Origin of the sequence: Vibrio sp. (assembly GCF_038138445.1) — a bacterium.
GTDB lineage: Bacteria > Pseudomonadota > Gammaproteobacteria > Enterobacterales > Vibrionaceae > Vibrio.
Genome location: NZ_JAYQDQ010000055.1, coordinates 1 through 20,986 on the forward strand (window position 1 = coordinate 1; position 20,986 = coordinate 20,986).

The window sequence follows — 20,986 nt, forward strand, 5'->3', positions numbered from 1 at the left end:
CAATACCGAATTTAAAAGGAAATGATTAGATGGGGTTTACCGCCAGCTTACGAAAGAGTCGATTGCGGATCTTAAAATTACACCGAGCTGCCTCAACCACCCCATTTCCACACCGTATCAGTCGGAGTTTCCTCGTTAACGGCTGACGATAAAGAATTCGGTGACATTGTTAGCCGCTCTGATCTTGCCCTTTATGAAAGTAAGACGTCAGGTCGTGATAAGGTTACTGTTTTTAAGGCGACTTCTCGCTAGCAAGATCAAAAAAAGCTCCTAAAATTAGGAGCTTTTGCTAAATCAGGATGTGACTTGGATTAGTTGATATCTTGAACCTTCATCACTAGATCTTCCCAGTTACGTTGGTTTTCCATGTCATGCTCAAGACCTTGGTCATCAGCAATCTGGAAGCGCTTAACTGCCGCTGTCTTGCTTGTTGCTTGGTATAGCCAGTATGCTTCTGCTTTTAGCGCCTCATCAATTGGCTTATCAATTGACTCGTACACCATCTGTTTACATGCATTGATAGATTCAGCAGGGAACTTAGAGATTCGCTGCGCAAGTGCATCAACATATGGACCAATCTCATCTGGCTCTAACGCTTTGTTGATTGTGCCGTAAGCTTCAGCTTCATCCGCATCGAAATCGCGTGCACTTAGAACAATCTCTAACGCACGACCAAGACCAACCTGACGAGCCATGCGTGATGCACCACCACCACATGGAAGGATACCCATACCCACTTCCATCTGCATGAACTTAAACTTACCACGTGCAGCAAAACGCATATCTAGTGCCAGTGCTAGTTCATGGCCGCCCCCACGAGCGAAGCCTTCAAGTTTAGCGATTGTTGCCTGCGGAACTTTACTGATTCGCTCACATACCGCTTGTAAGTCTAAAAGTTGCGCTTCTTCACGCGAAACCGCTTCTGTAGACATATCTTTTAGTAGCTCAGTATCATAGTGACAAACCCACACTTCTGGATTTGCTGACTGGAAGACAACGACTTTTGTTTCACGGTCACGCTCTAGTCTCATTGCCAGACTATTTAAGTCTGCGAGCATTTCTTGCCCTTGAACATTTACTGTACCAAAGTCAAAGGTGACGGTAAGAATTCCGTCTTTCTGCTCAGTTGTAAATGTCTGAAAACCTGCATATTTCATAATATACTCTCCATAGAATATCTTGAGAATGAATTGTAAAGCGTGTGTTAGCGCAACCAACTGTAAACAGCATTGGCACCACAAACAATTAATAAAAAACCAAAACTGAATTAACAAAAAATAAATAATCAGTTTGCTTTTTTAAGCTATCTTAAGGGGATCGCTTGTAAGAACTCACTCCATAGTCCCATCTCTTTGTTTTGATTTTTTGAGATAAACTTACCAAGCATAAGTCTCGATCACGTTTTTCTTCGCCATCGGGTTATGATTGATGTGCTTATTAATATTTTCTAGAAATGGCTTACGCGCTTCTGGCCAGACTCCTCGCATAGTCGCAATATTATTGCCATGATCTCCCCAGTAAAAACATGGGAAGTCATCCATATTTTCAAGAAGATATTTTTCTTCTTCGAGTATCTGTAGCGGGGTGGGTAAAACGAACTCACCGCTGGCAACCTCGCGCTCTAATTGGCTACCTGGTTGAATCGCTAATGCCATTGGTGCAATCGCGTCTGGGCGCATGATATTAAGCAAACTGGTCGTATTCTCTGCGTGCTCTTTTGAGCGCTCACGGCCACCTAAACCAAAGATGAATGAAGCTAGCACCTGTATCTCTGCCTCACGTGCCATCTCCATACCTTGAATAGCATGCTCGCGAGTCATCCCCTTTTTGATGCGCTCTAAGACAATAGGATCACCAGACTCTAGGCCAGAATATGCCGTGGTTAATCCAGCAGAGCGGAGTTCTTTTAACTCTGAAATACTTTTACGGCGGAAATCATTAAAACCTGAATATAAGGCCAAGTGCTTTAGTTCTGGGAATGTCACTTTGATTCGATCAAGAATGGCGAGTAGCTTCTCTGTACGCATAGCCATGACATTGCCGTCGATCAAAAAGATAGACTCGACTTTTGGATAGTTAGCACTTACCTCGGCGATATCCTTGAAGATGTCTTCTAATTCACGTACTTTGAATCGCTTATCATCGAACATGGTGCAAAAAGTACATTGGTTATTACTACACCCTAGCGTGGTCTGGATTAGTACGCTCTCAGCTTCCATCCAAGGGCGATAAATTTTACCTTCGTAATGCATGTTAAGCTCCTCAGCCTAGCGAGATATCAATGCGGACAAGCTTAAACATAAAAGAGTTTGTTTATAATACAGCGTGAAAACAAATCAGAATTTACGGTTTGTTAATAATTCAAAGACAAAAAAAGAGCCTGGTAATACCAAGCTCTTGTTTGTATAGCGGGAGAGTATCAGGCTAATTTGCCAGCTTTTCTGATAGTAACTTATCAATGACTTCAACTAATTTATCGTTCTTCGCTTTATTCATCGCATCTGCATGTGGAGCAGAAAATCGACCTGAGTCATTATCAAAGTACTTTCCTGTAGCGTCAGCAAACTCATCAGACAAAGCCGCGCGGAAAAGAATATCGGCACCAATACTAAGATCATTGCCCTCCATGCCATACGCTTCTTTTACTAATTTGCTACCAAGGAACGATGCAGGGTTAACGGCAACAACTAATGGCCCTTTTCCTTTGAGTTTTTCAGCAAGATTCACCGACCACATAGTAATCGATAATTTTGTTTGAGCGTATACAGAGCCATCATCCGCTTTCGCATCTGAGCTGATTAGCGCAGCTAGATTAACGGGCGCTTGCGCTCTCGAAGACAAGTTAACGATACGACCAGAAGCGTCAAACATCCCCAGTAGGCGCTGAGTCAACAGATACGGAGCAATGGTATTCACGACAAATCGAACATCCAGATTGTCTTTCGTTGTCACGCTTGGCACGTTATAAACGCCCGCATTATTAATCAACACATCCAAACACTTGTGATTTTGAATGACTGCATTAGCAAAGGCTTCAACATCCGCAAGGCTCGATAAGTCAGCAACATAGCCCTCAACTATAGCGTCAGAAGATAGCTCTTTGAGCGATGTGATTACTTTCTCAAGCTTTTGTTGGTTTCGACCATGCACTAATACATGATGCCCATCCAGCACCAACTTTTTCGCAGTTTCATATCCAATACCATCTGTAGAGCCTGTCACCAAGATCGTTTTTTTCATTATTTGTTCTCCATTTATCCCGTAATCTATTAAGCATTTAGAAACACTAAGCAACCACACGCAACTATTATTAATAAAAACTTAACACTGATTCAATCTATCAACACCTTATCAATTCAGAGCCGACGTCTATACTGAGCCTATAACGAAACACGATAGAGGTTACATCCTATGAAAGCTACAGTTATTCGCGCATTTGGTGGTACAGACGTATTTGAAACAACAGAGCTACCTAAACCAGAAGCCACACCAGGACACGTTGTTGTTAAAGTAGCAGCATCAAGCGTCAATACCATCGATATGATGATCCGTGACATGGGTGAAGCGCTGCCATTCCATCCTGCTCTTCCTGGTGTTCTTGGTATGGATTTCGCGGGTACGGTTGAAGCGGTTGGCGAGGGTGTTACAGAATATTCCGTTGGTGATGAAGTGTATGGTTGTGCAGGCGGTCTTGGTGATCTTCAAGGTTCACTAGCTGAATATATGCTAGCAGACACTGACTTAATTGCTCACAAACCTGCAAACATCTCAATGCGAGAAGCGGCGGCATTACCTCTGGTTGGTATTACTGCGTATGAGGGCTTGGTTCGTGCAGGTATTACATCAGGTCAAAAAGTACTGGTTCACGGTGGTGCCGGCGGTGTTGGGCACGTAGCATTGCAACTGGCTCGTCATTTTGGTGCTGAGGTTTTTGCAACAGGCGCTGCGGGTGAACAGGCTGATCTCATCACTAAGCTTGGTGCTACAGCCATTGATTTTAAATCAGAATCCGTAGCGGACTATGTAGAGAAGTACACTTCAGGTGCTGGGTTTGATGTCATTTTTGACTCTGTAGGTGGCGCAAACCTAAACAACTCTATTGAAGCGGCAAAATTAAATGGCCAAATCGCAACGACACTGGCGATGCATGAGCAAGACCTAACAATGGTTCACATGAAAGGCTTATCACTGCACGTTGTTTTCATGCTACTTCCAATGATCTACAACATTGGCCGCGAGCAGCATGGAAAAATCCTAAAAGCAATGGCAAAAATTGTAGAAGCAGGTGAACTTCAACCTGTACTCGATGCAAGTGAATTTAACCTTGAGCAAGCGGGTCAAGCACATGACCGTTTAGCGAGTGGTCAAGCGATGGGTAAAGTTGTTGTAAGCATCTAATCACCACCCTTACCCTTGGTAGGCCCGCATACTATTGTGGGTCTTTTAATTGCCGTGTTCGATTAACTACGTCCTATCTCAAGTCCCTTCGAGGTTGCTATGTCTCTGCTATCCCCTACATTAAAGCTCATTATTGAGCGAACGCTGCCACTGACGGTGGGTATGTTTGCCATCATGCTTGTGCAATTAGTAGATTCAGTATTTATTGGCCTACTCGGACTCAATGAGTTGGCCGTTCATGGTATCACTCTCCCATTTCAGGCTGCCATTATTGGTGTACAAGTCGGGATTGGTGTCGCTGCAACCTCTATTATCTCGCAAGCTTGCGGTGCAAATAATCGCGTGCAGTCAACTTCCACTGCGACCATCAGTGTGCTGGTTGGTACGGTGTTTATATCCTTGATTTGTTTTATTCTGTGGTTACTTGAAAGCTCAATTCTAAAAGCGTTCACTGCCCCTGATATTACGGAAAAACAGTTAAACACGCTGGCTGACATTTTCTCTTTTTACTGGCCATTTTGGCTATTGAGCACCGTTTCAGTAGCCGCTCTATATTTGCTGACCTGCATCTATCGTGCTAATGACGATACCAAAACTACGGGGCGCATGTTTTTACTAGCAAGCATCATCAATTTGGTTCTTGATCCGATCCTTATTTTTGAATTGGATATGGGGATAATTGGTGCTGCGATTGCATCAACGATTGGCTACGTCTCATGTGCCTTCTATATGCTGATTAAAGCAAAAAAGAATGGCTGGTTAAACTCGGTGTCTGCCTGCTTTAAGACTTTGCAGTTTATGATTGCACTGGTGCGTATGAGCAGTGCAACTACCCTCAACCAGCTGCTTCCATCGGTGAGTGCTTTTATCTGTATGCTATTAATTTCTCGCATCAGTACCGACTCCATTGCATTTTGGAGCCTATTCGCTCGCCTAGAGAGCTTCTTGCTCGTGTTTACACTTGCGTTAACCATGTCTGTACCACCAATGATTGGTCGTTACCTTGGTGAGAAAAAGCACCGCGAGATTGAGCTGGCTCTGACCTCAGCAAGTCGCTTCCTCATCCTGTTTAACCTTGTTTTGGCTTTGGCTCTTTCTCTCAACGCTTGGTGGATCATTCCACTACTCAGCAATGAAGCGATTATCCAGAGCTGGTTTTCACTTGCGGTTTGGGTTCTCCCATTTAGCTATGCCCCTCTTGGTTTATGCATGCTCGTAGTCTCTGTATTTAACGCATTAGGAGAGCCTAAATTGGCACTTAAAGTCTCTCTAGCAAGGCTGTTTATCTTTTATGTGCCAGCGATACTCCTCGGATCGTCAACAGGAAATATCATCAATGTGGTTTACTCAGCGTTCATTGCTAATACCTTAGCTGGCGCTTATGCTTGGTATCAGCTAAGTCGCACCATAAACCTATCTACATCACCAGAAAAGCTTATTGAAGTATAAGGATTCTTTTTAATGAATATTGAGCACATAAGGTTGTTCGTGCGTATTGCCTCAACACACAATATCAGCCAAGCAGGTAAGGAATTAGGTCTATCGGCACCAGTCGCTAGTATGCACATCAATAAGCTTGAAGACAGCATTGGTGCTCGGCTTATTCATCGCACAACACGTAAGGTATCTCTCACCGAAGAGGGGGAAACCCTTCTCCCCTATGCTGAAGAAATCATTAGCAGTGTTGATGCAGCTCAAGCGACTGTAGGTACTGGGAAAGCCTGCCCAAAAGGTACATTAAGGATCACCGCACCTGCCTCATTTGGTCGTATGCACTTAATGCCTGCTTTAAAAGGCTTTTTAGAACAATATTCAGAGCTATCCGTTGATATTCGATTAACGGACTCGATGGTGGACTTGGTGGAAGGTGGCTTCGATGTGGCAATCCGTAATGCAGACTTAAAAGACTCGACCCTAATTGCAAAGAAGCTCGCTACAGACAAACGTATTATGGTGGCTTCGCCAGGCTACATTGCCACTCATGGTAAACCCGCTCACCCTTCCGAGCTAAAGAGTCACCTGTGTATTAACCAAACAGGTCTTGAGTCTTGGGCATTCGATACACTTGAGGGCGTACAACACATTAAGGTGAAAGGAAAGATCAAGGTTGACCATGGTGAAGCAGTACGTGATGCCGCTATGGATGGTATGGGCATCGCCATGTGTGCAACCTGGATTGCCTACCAACAATTACGAGATGGTCGCCTTGTCGAAGTACTTGAAGACTATACCTTGATTGATAACTCAGAGATTTGGGCTGTTTATCCAAGCTCAAGACTGCTAGCACCCAAGGTTCGTGCCTTTATTGACTATTTTTCTGAATACTATGGCACGCCACCTTACTGGGATTAATTAGATAACTTAGTCTGAGCTAATACAATTAGGAGAATACGATGCTACTTGATACACCGATTTGTAATTTTGGCTGGAAAGCCCCTGATTTCACCCTGAATGATCCTGATGGCAACGCTTACACCATGAGTGAGCACCTCGGTGATAAAGGGCTACTGGTCATGTTCATTTGTAATCACTGCCCTTATGTTAAACGTATTGCAGAGCGCTTGGCAAAAGACACAGAAGCTCTTATGGACGAGGGCATCAACGTTCTTGCCGTCATGTCAAATGACTACCACCACTATGCTTCTGACTCCCCAGAGAATATGAAGCAGTTCGCCCAGAAGCACGGTTTTAAATTCCCTTACTTGGTTGATGAAACTCAAGAAGTTGGCCGCCAGTATGACGCGATCTGCACCCCTGATTTCTTTGGCTTTAACCACAAGGGAGAGCTGCAATATCGTGGTCGTTTAGACGATGCCAAGATGAGTGATCCAGCGAATCGAACACCAGAACTACTTAACGCAATGCGCCAAATTGCGAGCACGGGGCAAGGACCAACCGAACAACAACCGAGCATGGGCTGCTCTATTAAGTGGCGTTAAACAATCAGCATATGGGGATGTATGGATCTATTTGATATCTCGACCGACAACAAGCCGCTAGCGGAACGAATGCGCCCCAAGAAGCTTGAGGAGATCATTGGCCAGGAGCATATTCTCGCAAAAGGAAAACTACTCCATCGAGCAGTACAAGCCGACAAACTTGGCTCAACAATTCTATGGGGACCACCAGGCACAGGTAAAACAACGATTGCTCAAGTTATCGCCAATCTTACCCTCGCGCACTTTGAAGAACTCAACGCAACCTATTCAGGAAAAGCTGAAATCGCAGAAGTTGTTCGCAGTGCGAAGGATCGATTAGCAATGCAGGGGAAGAGAACCATCCTGTTTATTGATGAAATCCACCGCTTCAACAAGGCGCAACAAGACACTCTGCTACCGCACGTTGAACAAGGGATCATCGTGCTTATTGGGGCGACAACAGAGAACCCGTATTATGAAATCAATGACGCCTTAATCTCTCGCTCACGGGTATTTAGACTAAATGCTATCAATGACATTCATATTCAGCAGTTGCTACAGCGAGCAATTAACCAAGATCAGGTATTGCGAGATGAAGTCATTGTCATAGAAGAAAACGCACTTGCGCACATCGCTCACGCAGCAAATGGGGATGCTAGAAATGCACTCAATGCGCTTGAACTGGCTTGTTTAACTACCGAAAAAATTGATGGAAGAATTCATATTACCCTTGAGGTAGCAGAAGAATGCATCCAGCAAAAAGCGTTAAAACACGACAAAGATGGGGATAGTCACTACGATACCATTAGTGCGTATATCTTAAGCGTTAGGGGCAGTGATGTGGATGCCGCGCTTTTCTATATGATGCAAATGTTAGAAGCAGGGGAAGATCCGAAATACATTGCTCGACGTTTGATCGTATGTGCTAGTGAAGAGGTCGGAATGGCTGACCCTCAGGCACTCGTGATTGCCTCACACGCTGCACAAGTGGTTGAATTCGTTGGCATGCCTGAATGTACTTACGCTCTAGCTGAGGCAACGATTTATGTCACCAGCGTTCCTAAAAGTGATTCAGTTTTTCAAGCGGTTCAACGAGTGAAGAAGGACATTCACAGCTACAACATGAAAGAGATACCGCTGCATATTCGTGATTTTCTCAACAGCCATACGGAGCAAACTGGTAATGGTAAGGGATACAAAAATGCCCACCACTACCATAAACATTTTGTTCAACAGCAATACCTACCCGATGAGTTGGTTGGGCGTAATTACTATCAGCCGAATCAACTAGGTAAAGAGAAGCACTTTGCTGAGTGGCTCAAGTACATAAAGGCAAGTAATTTCTAACTGGGCTGATGTACTGATTAAGTTTCACTTACATATTCTCATCAATAAAGATGTGAGGGGGCAGTGTAGAGTCGAACGCTGACAACTGTTTATTACTCATAACTCGCTTATCCATTTAAAAGTGACATTAGATAATTCATAGTATAATGAGCGAATAGCCGTAATATTGAACCTTGTTCGAAACACACATTGGGGCACAGGCTTTTCAGGAGAAAAGCCTGTAACAGCTCCTATCTCTCAGCAGTCTGTTTTCTCAGACAACCTCAGAGCGTCTTCTAGCTCAACGCCAAGGTATCGAATTGTGTTATCTAGCTTCGAATGTCCAAGTAAGAGCTGTACTGCCCTGATGTTTTTCGTTCTGGCATAGATTAAAGTGGCTTTGGTGCGGCGCATGGAATGAGTACCGTAATAGTCAGCATTCAATCCCAGTTTTGCAGCCCAGTTCCTAATAATTGAACGATAGAATGAGTAGCTGATCGGCTGGCCAGAGCGTCGGCTACTTGGGAATAGAAAACTGCTTGCCTCTAGGGATGCTGCAAAAATCCATCGGCTAATACTTTGCTGTGTTCTCGGAGTAATCTCATAGTGGACATCGGTGCCAGTTTTTTGCTGGATGCACTGAACCCTTTCATAGATTACTCCTTTTGAAGAAACATCGTAAACGTGTAGCTTTAGCAAATCACTCGCTCTTAACTTGCTATCTATAGCTAAGTTCAATAGTGCAAGCTGCATCAGATCGTTTTCAATCTCCAGCCTAGTTCTTATCCGCCAGATCTCTTCAAGCTTAAATGGCCTTTTGATACCACTGCATTTTCCAGAAGATAGCTTTCTCATGATGACCTCCTCCCTCTGTTTTTGGTCAACATGAAGTTTGGCAGTCACATTTAAGTAGGGCTCAGCATGAGCTGAAACGTTGGTGTCGAGTAGACGACACTTGTTACCAAGTGCCGCCCCTCTAAGAACCGTACGTGCAACTTTCACTGCATACGGCTCAAGCCTCCACTAAGGCATCATTGATACCCAGCAACTTACAACGCAGTCGGGACAGGCTCTTTCCAAGAGTTGCGAGCTAGCCTTTTGGGTTTTCTCTTCGCCAAGTATTCTTGGTATTGAGGGTCAAAAGGGGTCGATGCACTCCTGATTTTCACGTGTCGTTCGATGGGCACTTTGGCTATTTGGAACAGATTGAAGTGACAGTCCATGTTCATGATTTTCTGCCAACCGTGAAATTGCCATTGGCCTTTACGATTGAGAAAGTACTTATGAACAACCCAGTCTTTGGACTTGGTTGGATGACGCCTAACTGCCCAGTGCCATAACGTTTGGAATAATTTGTGGCCGACATACCCGAATACTTGTTTAGCAACACAGTGGCGATAGTAATTCGCCCATCCTCGGAGTTTCGGATTTATCAGCTTGATAAGATCGTTAACAGGGATGGTTGCGTGCTTTTTAATAAGTTCACGTAGATTTCTCAGGAATAACAGCGTGTTGGATTTGCTCGGTTTAATGAGTAATTTCCCTTTGTACTTCCTGTGATTGAAACCCAGAAAGTCAAAGCCATCATCAATATGAGTGACCTTCGTTTTCTCTTCGGAGAGGGTTAACCCTCTTTCTGCCAGAAAGTCAGCAATCAACGGTTTGATATCGTTCACTAGCACTTCCTTTGAAGAGCAGGTGACCACGAAATCGTCCGCATAACCAATGAAGTTAGCTCTGGCTCCCTTTTTGAGAGCAGTGGATTTTACACGTTGTTCTAGTCCTGCAAGGGTCATTAACATCAAGGTTGGAGAAATGATCCCGCCTTGTGGCGTACCCTCATCGGTATCGTAGAACAGCCCCTTATCCACATAGCCAGATTCCAGCCATTGCTCTAACATACGTTTATCTATAGTGATATTGTCCATAAGCCATTGATGCCCGATTTTGTCGAAGCAAGCCTTAATATCACCCTCAAGAACCCATTTCGCTGACCGCTTTAGAGCCAAACATTTAAAACACTGACTGACCGCGTCAGCCGTGCTGCGATTTGGCCTAAATCCATAGCTATTGAGGTCGGCAAGCGTTTCAGACACAGGCTCTAATGCGAGAAGGTGGAGGGCTTGTTGCGCTCTATCAATCATGCATGGAATGCCTAATGGCCTGAGCTTACCGTCCTTTTTGGGAATGTAGATACGTTTGAGTGGTTTTGCAGAGTAAGCCTTACGACTCAGTTGAGTAACTGCTTTCATACGGCGTGCATCTGTGTTCCAGATAACACCGTCTATTCCAGGCGTTTTACTGCCTTTATTCTGAGAAACTCGCTTAACCGCAAGAAGCTTGGCTGAGCGAGAATGAGTCAAGAGCCACTGTAAAGACTTCACCTTACCGTATTTCTTTTCTCTAGTTGCTTTTGCGATACGCATTTGAAGCTTTAATACGTGTGCTTCAACGGATTTCCAGTCGATGGACTGCCATTGAGTGCCGTCAGAAGATGCACTAATCTCTTTCGAGATCATCATTTGCTTTTCTCCTTGAATAAAGTTCTTCAAATTCTCTCGCAATGGGAGACCAGTCGGAAGTAGGCTCACTTTCGTGATCAGACATAGGTCTGTATCTGCATCATTACAATGCAGCTTTCGCTTTTTCCGACCTCCTATACCTGCATCACTATCGGCCACAAAGGCTTTCCCAAAGGGAGTGATACAGGCTTACCCTGTTCCGTATGTTACGTAAAATGTCAGGTTAGATGCCCACTATAGTGCGGAGAGTTCGGCGACCACGAAAAAGTACTGTCCAACCTTTTTCCAACTCTCATTGCCTTTTGGCCACAGCGTATTAACCACTTCCGCTGCTTCATCATATAACGCACCTTGAATGGATTCACATACGTTCATCATACTGACTACCTAGCACTTACCCGAATTATGGTTTTCAGGAGGAACGTCCTCTCACGATTCTTTTCCCACTTAACCAAACGGCTAAGTTTCGTTACATTGTCCGAGCCGCTGCTTTATTCAGGCTCGTAGGTTCATCTGGTGATACAGACGGTTCACTCATAAAGCGGTGAACAACGCTTCATACGACTTCAGGTCGCACGGACATAAATGAGTTTCGGCAATTAGACTTTTAGTATCTAATGAATAGACTGAAATAGAGATAAATTGCCTAACACTACGCTCAAGATTCATAGTGCAGATCAAATTACTTAAGGATGAAAAATGAAGAAGCTAAATCTATTTGATACGCTCAACGCTGCCTCACTGCTGCTCGTCTCTCCGGAATGGCCTAAAGTAAAAGCAGCTCAAAAGCGAGCGCAATCATTTGAAAACCCTGTTGTCAATATACCACTGGAAACACGCACTATCGCTGGACGAAAAATTCGCTTGGCACAAGCAGGTCCCGTTGACGCACCAACAGTTGTTCTACTCAGCCCATTTCCGGCTAGTATCCTCAATTTTGCGGGTTCTTGGGAATCACTCACTGCCAATTTCAGAGTAATCGCAATAGATTTGCCCGGTTTTGGTGGCTCTGAAGGTGATCGTCATGATATGACGCCAACCGTTCAAGGAAGTCACCTTGCTGCAATCTTTGACGCTCTTGAGCTAAACGACATCCACCTTGTCGCTCCTGATGTAGGAATGGCTTCGGCCCTTAGTTATGTGCTCGACCACGATCACAGATTAACCAGTATGGTGATAGGCCACAGTATCGGTAATCCCAACCCAGTAGAGCTTGGTTTTATGATCGATATGCTGGCCAGGTTTGGTTTCATGCGAACCACCACTTCTCTATTAGGAGCGGGGCCGCTTATCGCTTATTCTGCCAAGATTGGAGCCGTGCGACACCAAGCCAGCGCTGTTGAAATTGATGATTATAAGAAATCCTATGAAGGTAGAGCGCCTGAAGTGATACATTGGTTTAAAGATTTTCATGCAAAGTCTGAAGCGATTGCGGCACGTCTCGATGAAATTCAGATCCCAACATTAGTATTTTGGGGAGAATTAGATGTGCTATTTGATGTCAGTAATGCTGAACGTATCCATGCAGCACTACCTAATAGTAAACTGCATATTCTCCCCGAAGCAGGTCACTTTTCATGGGCGGATCAACCGAGAATGTTCGCCTCGATGATTGAGAATTGGGTTGAAAACGAGCACCAAATACTGGTTAGATAAACTTGGTCTCTTACAGAACTGGCGAGATGGTCAGTTCGTTAGGGTTGAGATGGTTTGGGGCAAAGGCGTGCCAGTGACTTTGCTGAATTCACTTAGCCACTGCAAGTTCAACAGACGACTTTATGGAGCCATTGTTCTTCATTGTCCACTGTTGTCCACGTATGGACAATAGTGGGCAATGATGGACAACAGTGAACCATGTGGTTTACTCAATTGCGCATTTTCATACCTGAGTGTGAATTTTATGCACTCAAGTAAACCATGAGCTACTAAAACGCCAAGTTTGGTCTTCAGTTTGGATTGTAGTGGCATGTTGAATTTGGCCACCTGATTAGAGGAGGTAGACCCCACCTTACTCACATTACACAGATAAGAAAAAGTAGGTCAAATCCCTCACTATGATTTGTGAGGTTGAGCGTTGCTGGCAAGGAAAGGGGCATAACTGAGCTAGACACGATAGCTAGCTCACTGTCGGGCAGCGTTCTTATATTGCATGAGGATTGACGACGTTACCCGCACTTGATAACTGGCAAGTCTTGCCATTTCGTTGTGTAACTGGGCGTTAGCATCTCACGTCGCATACCCCATTTCTGCGCTATGCCTTGTGCTCCTAGGAATAAAGTGTCAGAACCATAACGTTGGTTCAACGAATCATACACGGACATGAGTTTCGGATCGTTGGGCATGGGGTTAAACAGATCTGACTGCTCATGTTTCCCATCGGTTAAGTCCAGTAAGCCTACGCCAATCTTGTAGAATCGAATGCCTTCACAAAATAGTTCTTCTGCAAGCCAAGTGGCTGCTTTAGTGATTTGTGTTACATCAGAAGTAGGGTAGGCAAACCTATGAATCGCCCTGCGCGTTACAGCCTTTTCATCGAATGGAGAGCTATTAGCGAAGCATAACATCACTTTACACAAGCTATTTTGCTGACGCGCCTTTGACGACGCTATATTCGCATGCTTTGACAAAGCCTGGCGTAATGATTCCAAGTCGGTAATGCGCTGACCTGCGCTCCTTGTAGAGTAAATTTGTTTTTTGTCTGCTCTCGATTGATCCCAAGCTTTGCATGATTGGCCGTTGAGTTCACGGATAGTGCGCTCGACTTCGACGTTAAACTCTTTACGAGCTAATGCTGATGGATAGTCAGCGAGTTCGAGCGCTGTATTGATGCCCATAAACTTCAAACGAGCTTGTATTTTTTTACCAATGCCCCAGACGTCACTAGCACTTAACTTTGACAGTATCGATCTGCGCTCGTGTTCGTTATCGAGTACACAGACGCCGTTGTACCCCTGTATTTTCTTGGCCGCATGGTTAGCAATTTTAGCTAGTGTAAGAGTTACGCCGAAGCCAACGCAAACGGGTAAGCGACATTCTCGCCATACAGCTCGTCTCAGCTTCATTCCATGCGTTTTCAAGCATGGAATGGCAGGGTAACAGCGTTCAAATGATAGGAACGATTCATCAATACTGTAGATGTGCTGCTCTGGGGCGTACCGCCCAATTACTTGCATCATTTTAGAGGATAGGTCGGCGTATAACTCATAGTTGGATGATAAGGCGATTACGCCTTTCTGCTCACAAAGCGCTTTAACTTGGAAGAATGGTTTGAACTTCTCAATGCCCGCTTCTCTAGACTGTCGATTAGCAGCCACCACGCATCCGTCGTTGTTGGAAAGAACAACTATTGGCTTACCTCGCCAGTCGGGACGGAAGACTTGCTCTGCACTACAATAGAATGAGTTCGCATCGACTAAGGCATACATTATTTCTTGCTCAGCAGGTGGCTCGGTCTGTGACAACGTATCGATCGGATGACCACACCTTCTAAAGAGAAGGAATCACATTCGGTAATCAGTGATGGTTGATACTTATCGTTTGCAGAGAGCAATAGCTTGCGATGAATGTCAATCTGCTTACATATGAACTCACCATTGAGATTCGCGACGATAACGTCGTTCTGTTTGACATCCACATGTCGATCAACGATCAGTAAATCTTGATCAAATATGCCAAGCCCTTGCATAGAGTCACCACATGCACGCCCGATGAAGGTTGCACTGGGGTGCTCTACTAGCAGTTCGTCCAGATCTAAAGAGAGTTGAGTGTACTCCGTGGCTGGAGACTCAAATCCAGTAATGCCAGCATGTGCGTTGATTGGGATAACTTTCATAAATAATACTGTATAAATAAACAGTATTATTTTGGTGCAAAAAAGTCATTTTGGCAAGTGGGTGTGACCTGGTTGTCCAATATCCCAGCAAATTTAGTTGGCGATTTACTTAAGCTGACTATACTTGTTTGGTTAAAAGCAGCTGGCGTCAGGCTCTAATTCGTAAGAGGTCGAATCTGGCTCATGTCGCCACTCGGTGTCTTCATCGAGCTCAATTGTTAAGCTTAATTCATCTTCAGCATCATAGACTTTCTCTTGCGCCGGTTCGTATATTTCAGCGAGTTCAGTTTTGTATGCGTCCCATTTTCGCTGATGCTTAAGTTGTATCAGTAGATTGAATTCTTCATCACTTAAGCGACCAAAAAGTGCGTCCAAGAGCTTTGCGATTTCAGCAAAGAGTAGCGTTAAGTCTCTCTCGTATTTAGAGCGACAAAAACGAAGATCAGCGTAGTAGCACTCCCAATCTCGATTCTTGATTTTGTATGCGCGGTTCGGCGGGCGCTTCGCTTTGATTCGCTTGAATTGACTAGAAGTGATTTGAAGCTGAATGGTGAACTCTTTAGCGCCTTTCCATTCACCAAGCAAAGCTGCATTGTCGCGCTCAGGGTTGTAGCGTACGCGCTCTTTGAGTTGAAGATTTTTGAAGCTTAGTCTTGTTGCTTTTACTTTAGAACCCCTAATGAAAGGGCCACCATCTGCTGAGTAAGAGATGCCAATGATGTTGCCGCTGTCATCTTGGCGGCATTTTACATCAACACCGCGACGCGCCAAGGCGAACACTAGCTTTGTCATAGTGCCTGGCAACTTGCCACCATTCTCGCTTTCGATGGCTTTAAAGCGAGCTCGGATGATTGCTGCTTCATCACGTTTTTTAGCTAGCTCTCTATCGCCGTTTGCGCCTTTCATCTCCGCTTTGCTGTAGTGGTGTCCCCAATTATCTTCTGGCGATTCTAGTTCGCGTAGGCCGTATTTCTTCTCTAGCCTGCGCATGCTCTCGAAGCCCACGAAAACATCGTTATTAGTTTTTACAAGAGAGCCGTCACCTTTGACTAGACAAGCGAATATATGACAGTGCTCATTATCGCGATCACTGTGTTTGCAAATCACGTATTTGGTTGATTCGTCGTAACCAAGAGCGGGCATGAGATCTTGCTGGATGTGCTCAAGCCACTCATGATCTTCAAGAGTCTCACCAGGAGCGAGAGAAACAATGTAGTGCTTATATAGCTTTTCGCCTTTGCCGTCGTGCAGATCTGCGTGGTATTCAAATTCTTGAATCATCATTTCTAAGTCGACTTCCAGCGGCAGGCCGGTGATATCGTCGCGAATGATTGGATCTGGCGAGAAGATGTTGCCGCCAATGTGACGGATTAAATTGATTTCATGCTCGTGCTTATCGCTGCGATACATGTAAACAAGAGTTGGCTCAGCTTCAGAACGTCGGATTGTTGCTTTAAATACAGACATAGTGTTCACCATTTATAGTTATTGTTGTTTTTTGGGGCTCTAAGAGCCCCTTGGTGCTCAATTAGTGAGGGAATTGAGGCGCTGGTTGCTTGTCAGCATGCGTTCGAACTTCAGCTGAGACTTGCTGAAGAGTGAGCATTACTAGCTCTAGTTCTTTCTTGGTTTGTTCGATGTATTGAACGTCGCCAGTAGAGTGCAGAAAGGCGATAGCTTGGTTTACGTTGTTGCCAAGCTTGCTGAGCTGGAGTTGAAGGTCGTTATTGATCTGTTTGTTCACTGCGAGAGTAATTTGCTGACTCATGCTGGCTCTGCTGAGCAGGGTGAACAAGAAACGTGAAGTACTTTTAAAGCCAGCTAATTTTTGTTGTTGTTTTACCCAATTTTTTTGATCGGCAGTTAGGTAGAGTTTGATGTAGCTGTTGTGTTTGTGTTCGTCAGCTTTTGTTGGTGCGCCTAGTTTTTTATTTGAAGCGTTCATGATAGATACCTCTCTATATCGCTTTCTTATTTGTTGTATTGTGTTGGCACTTCCTTTTGTTGTTCGTTAACGCAGAGCCCACCGGGCTTGAGTATCCAGTTTTTACATCCAGTTTGAGAGTCACGAAGTGAAGAACTTAACTGGGTATGTAAAAGATAGCTGGCTATGAACATACTCCTTAAAAATTGAAACCCGCTCTTTTTTCTTTCGCTTTCACAGAGAGTGAATTTCTTGATATACATTTATTATACCAAGCAATAATAGATGCTAACCAATACTTTTTCGTTTGATAATAGAAATTAATTTGCTTGTCAATTAAAACGGACCCATTTGTGCAAGTTTCTCTTGCGTTAGTGCAACTTTCTCTTGCGCCAGTGTAAGTTGTGCCTAAATGTCTCTTTTAACTTAGAGGTTTAGTTCTTTTTTTGTTTATAAATTGAGTAGGAAAAATCTGGTTTGAATGCTAGTTAGTTTGATTTGGTTTTTATTTACATTTGCGAATAATATTAATATACTTTTCTGGGTTTAAAAGTTGGAGAGCAGCATGACTGAAAAGAAAGCAGAGACGCGAGGTAGAAAAAAGACATCTGAAATCGATAAAGCAAGAAGCCGCGCTTCGCGTGATCACAAGCTCTATCAAGAAACTCTTACTGAGGAATTCGAGCAGCTTCAGAGAGATAAAGAGCTACAGTTTGCTGAGTCAGAAAAGCGAATGGGCAGACCGCCAGTGAAGCTGGCTGTTCTTCAACGCAGAGCGTTGGACAAATACAAAGTTTCGTTAAATGCTTATCGTAAACTTGAAGCGGAAGAAGGATTAGATCCTTGGCACGAAAGCGATATTATCGGCTACAAGGTGAAAGACAAAGCTGGTCGAAAAAAGGCTGACGAAGTCGAGCGCTTGAAGAAGTACATTCGTCGTCAAGCAACGACCATTCAAAACATTGAAGTTGAAGATGAAAGCCAATTCGGCAAAGAACATGAGGGCTCAGGTCGCCCAGGAATGACTAAGTCGCAAAAAATAAGGCATTACGAAAAGCTGATCGAGAAAGCGAATCTTGAAATCACTGAGATATTAAAGACAAAAAATAAAGTTGAACAGCTTGAGTATCAGTTGAAAGATGTGCGAGTAATGAAGCGCACTTATCGCACTAAATACAAAGCTGAAAACGGCAAGTTTCCTGAGTCATCGCCGCAAGACGGAGCTATTAAATTGCTTGAGCAGCAAATCGAACTAGCTAAACAATTAGATATTCCTGAGGTTAGTTTGTATCAAGAACCGAGATCAAGGAGCTCTGAAGTTAAAGTCGTTTATAGAGATGTAAAAAAGGATAAGTTAGTGAGTAAGTAAGTAAGTCGATCTTTAGTTTCTTTTTTGAAGTTGGCCCGCTTCGCGGGAAGGGGCCAGCTTATTCTTCAATGTCATCAAGTGAATCAAAGAACTCGTCTCCATCCATCAGATCATCGTCGTCAATATTTTCAAAACGAGACTAACGAGCTCAAGCTTTTCTTCTTCTGTCATATCTAATCCAATGCAGCCCTGGCGGGGCTGCTGTTTGGTCACAATCATAAGTAGCGATTGCGAAGATGATCTTTAAAATGCGCGGGATTTAGAGTTTCGCCTGTCGCTTGTTTGACTAATTCATCTGTCGTCAGCAAGCTGCCTTTGCTCCAGATGTTATCTGACAACCAATTGAAGATTGGAGTCATGTCTCCTGAGCGAATCGCCTCATCCACATTCACAGTTTGTTTCATTGCAGCCATAAATTGCGCCGCATACATCGCACCAAGTGTATAAGAAGGGAAGTAGCCAAAACTTCCATCACACCAATGAATGTCTTGCATGCACCCATCTTTGTAGTTGTGTTTTTTCAGTCTTTTTTGTTTATTTTCAGTACCTTGAGTTTTTGTTACTATTGTTCTTTGGGGGTCTGTCCAATGGATATCTTGCATACAGCCATTGCGATAGTTACCTTCGGTTGAAAGGCCGAGATAGGTTTGCATTTTATCATTCCACAACTCAGGGACGTCTGTGTGCTTAATTTTTCCATTAATTAGGTCACGCTCAATCTCATAACGCAGTATCACATGAGCAGGGTAGGTGAGTTCATCGGCGTCTACGCGGATAAAATCTTTTTTCACCCGAGTATAAAGTTTGTAAAAGTTCTCTTGCGAGAAAAGCTCTGGGTTATGCCCATCAAAATGTTTTGCGGCATAGTTTGCTAAATGGGCGATAAAGCGGTTACTTCGACCTATTTGCATTTCAAAAAACAGTGATTGAGATTCATGAATACCCATAGAACGGGCTTCACCAGAAGGAAGACCTGATAGTGATTTGGGCAACCCTTGCTCGTAGCGGGCATGGCCAGTTTCATGAATAATCCCCATTAATGACTGAGCGAACTCGTTCTCATCATAGCGGGTGGTAATGCGAACATCTGAAGGTATGCCTCCACAAAAAGGGTGCATGCTCTCGTCCAAACGTCCGTGGTTGAAGTCAAATTGCAGCATTTTCATGACTTCCAAACCTAACGCTTTTTGTTTCGCTGATGAAAATTCTCCCTCAGGCATTAGGTATTGATCACTGGACTGTTTTTCGATCGCTTGGTTGATAAGGTCGGGCAGCCAACTTTTTACATCGGAGAAAAGATTATCAAGAGAGGCGGAGTTGGTGCCTGGCTCATAGATATCCAACATAGCGTCATAAGGTGTTGTGCCATTGGCCTCTGCTCTGATCTGCGCTTCTTCTTGAGAGAGTTGCACCACTTCTGCCCAGTTTTTTTCAAACCCAGCCCAGTCATTGTCTTTGCGCTGTGTGCGCCATGCATGTTCACACTTGGAGCCTGCTAAAGATTTGGCTTGGACTAAGGACTCTGGTAGCACGTTGGCTTGTTGCCATTCACGCTTTAGCTCGCGTAGTGTTGCTTTATCTGCTGACTCAAGAGGCTCATTTTCTGCTTGGTTAAACCATTCTTCTAGCTGAGGTAGTGTGTGCAGACTATGGATGTGGACAGATAATTCAGCCATGGCTTCGGAGCGAGCTTGATTACCGCCGCTTGGCATAACCGCCGCTTGGTCCCAGCCGCAGATAGCCGCAAGGTGATTGAAATGAGAAATCTTTTTTGAATGCTGCTTTAGTTTTTCAAATGCGCTCATTAGCGTTCTTCCTTGACTATTAATAAGGCTAAAAGTGTATCAATCTCAAACTCTGATACCAAGTGCTCCCAGTTAATAATGCGATTAATTATCTGTTATATCTCACGTTATGGAATCATATTCATTAACCCCAAATAATTATTAGTGTTTTCCAACAAGACAATTTGGTGTTAAAAAGAGCAGTTAAATATCAAAGCACTTCAGAGATCCTTGTTTAGGAGTCAGGATGATCGCTAATATCGAAGCCTTTTTACTTGCTATTACTATTTTGACTTTAACCCCAGGTCTAGACACGGCATTAGTGATACGAAACGCCTCCCGTGGTGGGGCGAAAGATGGGATAGCCGCCAGTCTTGGCATCTGCATTGGCCTATTTGTTCATGCGACCTTGTCCGCTGTGGGCATCTCGGCAATTTTAGCCCAGTCAGCACAGTTGTTTAGTATGGTTAAAATGATAGGTGCTGTTTACCTTATTTGGCTAGGGCTAAGTACACTTAAAAATATCTACAACGGAAAATCTGATGCCATCAATTGTTCAGGAACTCAAAACCAAAGCAACATAAAACGCTCGGTTAGAGAAGGCTTTTTATCGAATGTGCTTAACCCCAAAACGGCTGTGTTCTACTTGGCTTTTTTACCTCAGTTCATAAACCCTGAGGGTTCGGCAATCGTCCAAACAATGACGATGGCAAGTATTCACTTTGTAATCGCAATGATTTGGCAAAGTGGTTTAGCTGTGTCGTTAAGTTGCGCAAAAAACATGATCGGTAACACGAACTTCCTACGTAGGATGGAGGCAACGACGGGCGTTGTTTTGGTAGGGTTAGGTATCAAGTTAATGAGCGAAGACTGAACCAAGTATGATTTAGCGCCTAACTTAAGGCGCTAAAAA

At 44.1% G+C, this 20,986-nt stretch carries 19 protein-coding genes; 8 read left to right on the forward strand and 11 right to left on the reverse strand.

What is annotated here, in order from left to right:
• Positions 1–311 precede the first annotated feature (311 nt).
• The 3 genes from AAFM34_RS14000 to AAFM34_RS14010 form a co-directional block, all read right to left on the reverse strand.
• Positions 312–1,157, reverse strand: coding sequence for an enoyl-CoA hydratase/isomerase family protein (locus tag AAFM34_RS14000; RefSeq protein WP_341663839.1), 846 nt, complete (start codon positions 1,155–1,157; stop codon positions 312–314).
• A 219-nt stretch (positions 1,158–1,376) separates the two neighbouring features.
• The gene (locus AAFM34_RS14005) at positions 1,377–2,252 is read right to left on the reverse strand and encodes a radical SAM protein (RefSeq protein ID WP_341663841.1); all 876 of its coding nucleotides are present in this window, start codon (positions 2,250–2,252) and stop codon (positions 1,377–1,379) included.
• Positions 2,253–2,424: 172 nt separating this feature from the next.
• Positions 2,425–3,240: an SDR family NAD(P)-dependent oxidoreductase gene (locus tag AAFM34_RS14010; RefSeq protein ID WP_341663844.1), complete on the reverse strand. Its 816-nt coding sequence runs from the start codon at positions 3,238–3,240 to the stop codon at positions 2,425–2,427.
• A gap of 171 nt (positions 3,241–3,411) precedes the next feature.
• On the opposite strand from AAFM34_RS14010, the gene AAFM34_RS14015 reads away from it, so the two are divergent.
• The 5 genes from AAFM34_RS14015 to AAFM34_RS14035 all read left to right on the forward strand — a co-directional run bounded on the left by AAFM34_RS14015 (position 3,412) and on the right by AAFM34_RS14035 (position 8,663).
• Entirely contained in the window at positions 3,412–4,398 is a 987-nt protein-coding gene (locus AAFM34_RS14015) for a zinc-dependent alcohol dehydrogenase family protein (protein WP_341663846.1), read from the forward strand.
• Between the two features lie 99 nt (positions 4,399–4,497).
• A complete protein-coding gene (locus AAFM34_RS14020; RefSeq protein WP_341663848.1) occupies positions 4,498–5,847 on the forward strand; it encodes an MATE family efflux transporter in 1,350 nt (449 codons plus the stop codon).
• 12 nt (positions 5,848–5,859) lie between these two features.
• Complete coding sequence (locus AAFM34_RS14025) at positions 5,860–6,750, forward strand: LysR family transcriptional regulator (RefSeq protein WP_341663851.1); 891 nt, start codon at positions 5,860–5,862, stop codon at positions 6,748–6,750.
• A 41-nt stretch (positions 6,751–6,791) separates the two neighbouring features.
• A complete protein-coding gene (locus AAFM34_RS14030) occupies positions 6,792–7,337 on the forward strand; it encodes a thioredoxin family protein (protein ID WP_341663853.1) in 546 nt (181 codons plus the stop codon).
• Between the two features lie 21 nt (positions 7,338–7,358).
• On the forward strand, positions 7,359–8,663 hold the full coding sequence (locus AAFM34_RS14035) for a replication-associated recombination protein A (protein ID WP_341663855.1): 1,305 nt from the start codon (positions 7,359–7,361) through the stop codon (positions 8,661–8,663).
• Between the two features lie 237 nt (positions 8,664–8,900).
• Here AAFM34_RS14035 and AAFM34_RS14040 read toward each other — a convergent pair whose 3' ends face one another.
• The 3 genes from AAFM34_RS14040 to AAFM34_RS14050 form a co-directional block, all read right to left on the reverse strand.
• Positions 8,901–9,497, reverse strand: a complete 597-nt coding sequence (locus AAFM34_RS14040; protein ID WP_341663886.1) for a tyrosine-type recombinase/integrase — start codon at positions 9,495–9,497, stop codon at positions 8,901–8,903.
• Positions 9,498–9,691: 194 nt separating this feature from the next.
• Entirely contained in the window at positions 9,692–11,164 is a 1,473-nt protein-coding gene (gene ltrA / locus AAFM34_RS14045) for a group II intron reverse transcriptase/maturase (RefSeq protein WP_341663887.1), read from the reverse strand.
• Between the two features lie 234 nt (positions 11,165–11,398).
• Positions 11,399–11,542 carry a hypothetical protein gene (locus AAFM34_RS14050; RefSeq protein WP_165919339.1) on the reverse strand — a complete coding sequence of 48 codons (144 nt, stop codon included), beginning with the start codon at positions 11,540–11,542 and terminating at the stop codon, positions 11,399–11,401.
• A gap of 321 nt (positions 11,543–11,863) precedes the next feature.
• Between AAFM34_RS14050 and AAFM34_RS14055 the strand changes: the two genes are divergently transcribed.
• Positions 11,864–12,820: an alpha/beta hydrolase gene (locus tag AAFM34_RS14055; protein ID WP_341663858.1), complete on the forward strand. Its 957-nt coding sequence runs from the start codon at positions 11,864–11,866 to the stop codon at positions 12,818–12,820.
• A 509-nt stretch (positions 12,821–13,329) separates the two neighbouring features.
• Here AAFM34_RS14055 and AAFM34_RS14060 read toward each other — a convergent pair.
• From AAFM34_RS14060 to AAFM34_RS14075, 4 genes are all read right to left on the reverse strand, one after another.
• On the reverse strand, positions 13,330–14,589 hold the full coding sequence (locus AAFM34_RS14060) for a Y-family DNA polymerase (RefSeq protein WP_341663860.1): 1,260 nt from the start codon (positions 14,587–14,589) through the stop codon (positions 13,330–13,332).
• Positions 14,589–14,996, reverse strand: coding sequence for a LexA family transcriptional regulator (locus tag AAFM34_RS14065; RefSeq protein ID WP_010446645.1), 408 nt, complete (start codon positions 14,994–14,996; stop codon positions 14,589–14,591). The genes AAFM34_RS14060 and AAFM34_RS14065 overlap by 1 nt, the downstream gene beginning before the upstream one ends.
• A gap of 132 nt (positions 14,997–15,128) precedes the next feature.
• Positions 15,129–16,463, reverse strand: coding sequence for a relaxase/mobilization nuclease domain-containing protein (locus AAFM34_RS14070; RefSeq protein ID WP_341663863.1), 1,335 nt, complete (start codon positions 16,461–16,463; stop codon positions 15,129–15,131).
• A gap of 61 nt (positions 16,464–16,524) precedes the next feature.
• Complete coding sequence (locus AAFM34_RS14075; protein ID WP_341663865.1) at positions 16,525–16,941, reverse strand: hypothetical protein; 417 nt, start codon at positions 16,939–16,941, stop codon at positions 16,525–16,527.
• Positions 16,942–17,485: 544 nt separating this feature from the next.
• On the opposite strand from AAFM34_RS14075, the gene AAFM34_RS14080 reads away from it, so the two are divergent.
• Positions 17,486–18,289 (forward strand): hypothetical protein, encoded by an 804-nt coding sequence (locus AAFM34_RS14080; protein ID WP_341663867.1) that lies wholly within the window; start codon positions 17,486–17,488, stop codon positions 18,287–18,289.
• A 215-nt stretch (positions 18,290–18,504) separates the two neighbouring features.
• Here AAFM34_RS14080 and AAFM34_RS14085 read toward each other — a convergent pair whose 3' ends face one another.
• Entirely contained in the window at positions 18,505–20,094 is a 1,590-nt protein-coding gene (locus tag AAFM34_RS14085) for a carboxypeptidase M32 (RefSeq protein ID WP_341663869.1), read from the reverse strand.
• 226 nt (positions 20,095–20,320) lie between these two features.
• On the opposite strand from AAFM34_RS14085, the gene AAFM34_RS14090 reads away from it, so the two are divergent.
• A complete protein-coding gene (locus AAFM34_RS14090) occupies positions 20,321–20,947 on the forward strand; it encodes a LysE family translocator (RefSeq protein WP_341663871.1) in 627 nt (208 codons plus the stop codon).
• The last annotated feature ends 39 nt before the right edge of the window (positions 20,948–20,986 follow it).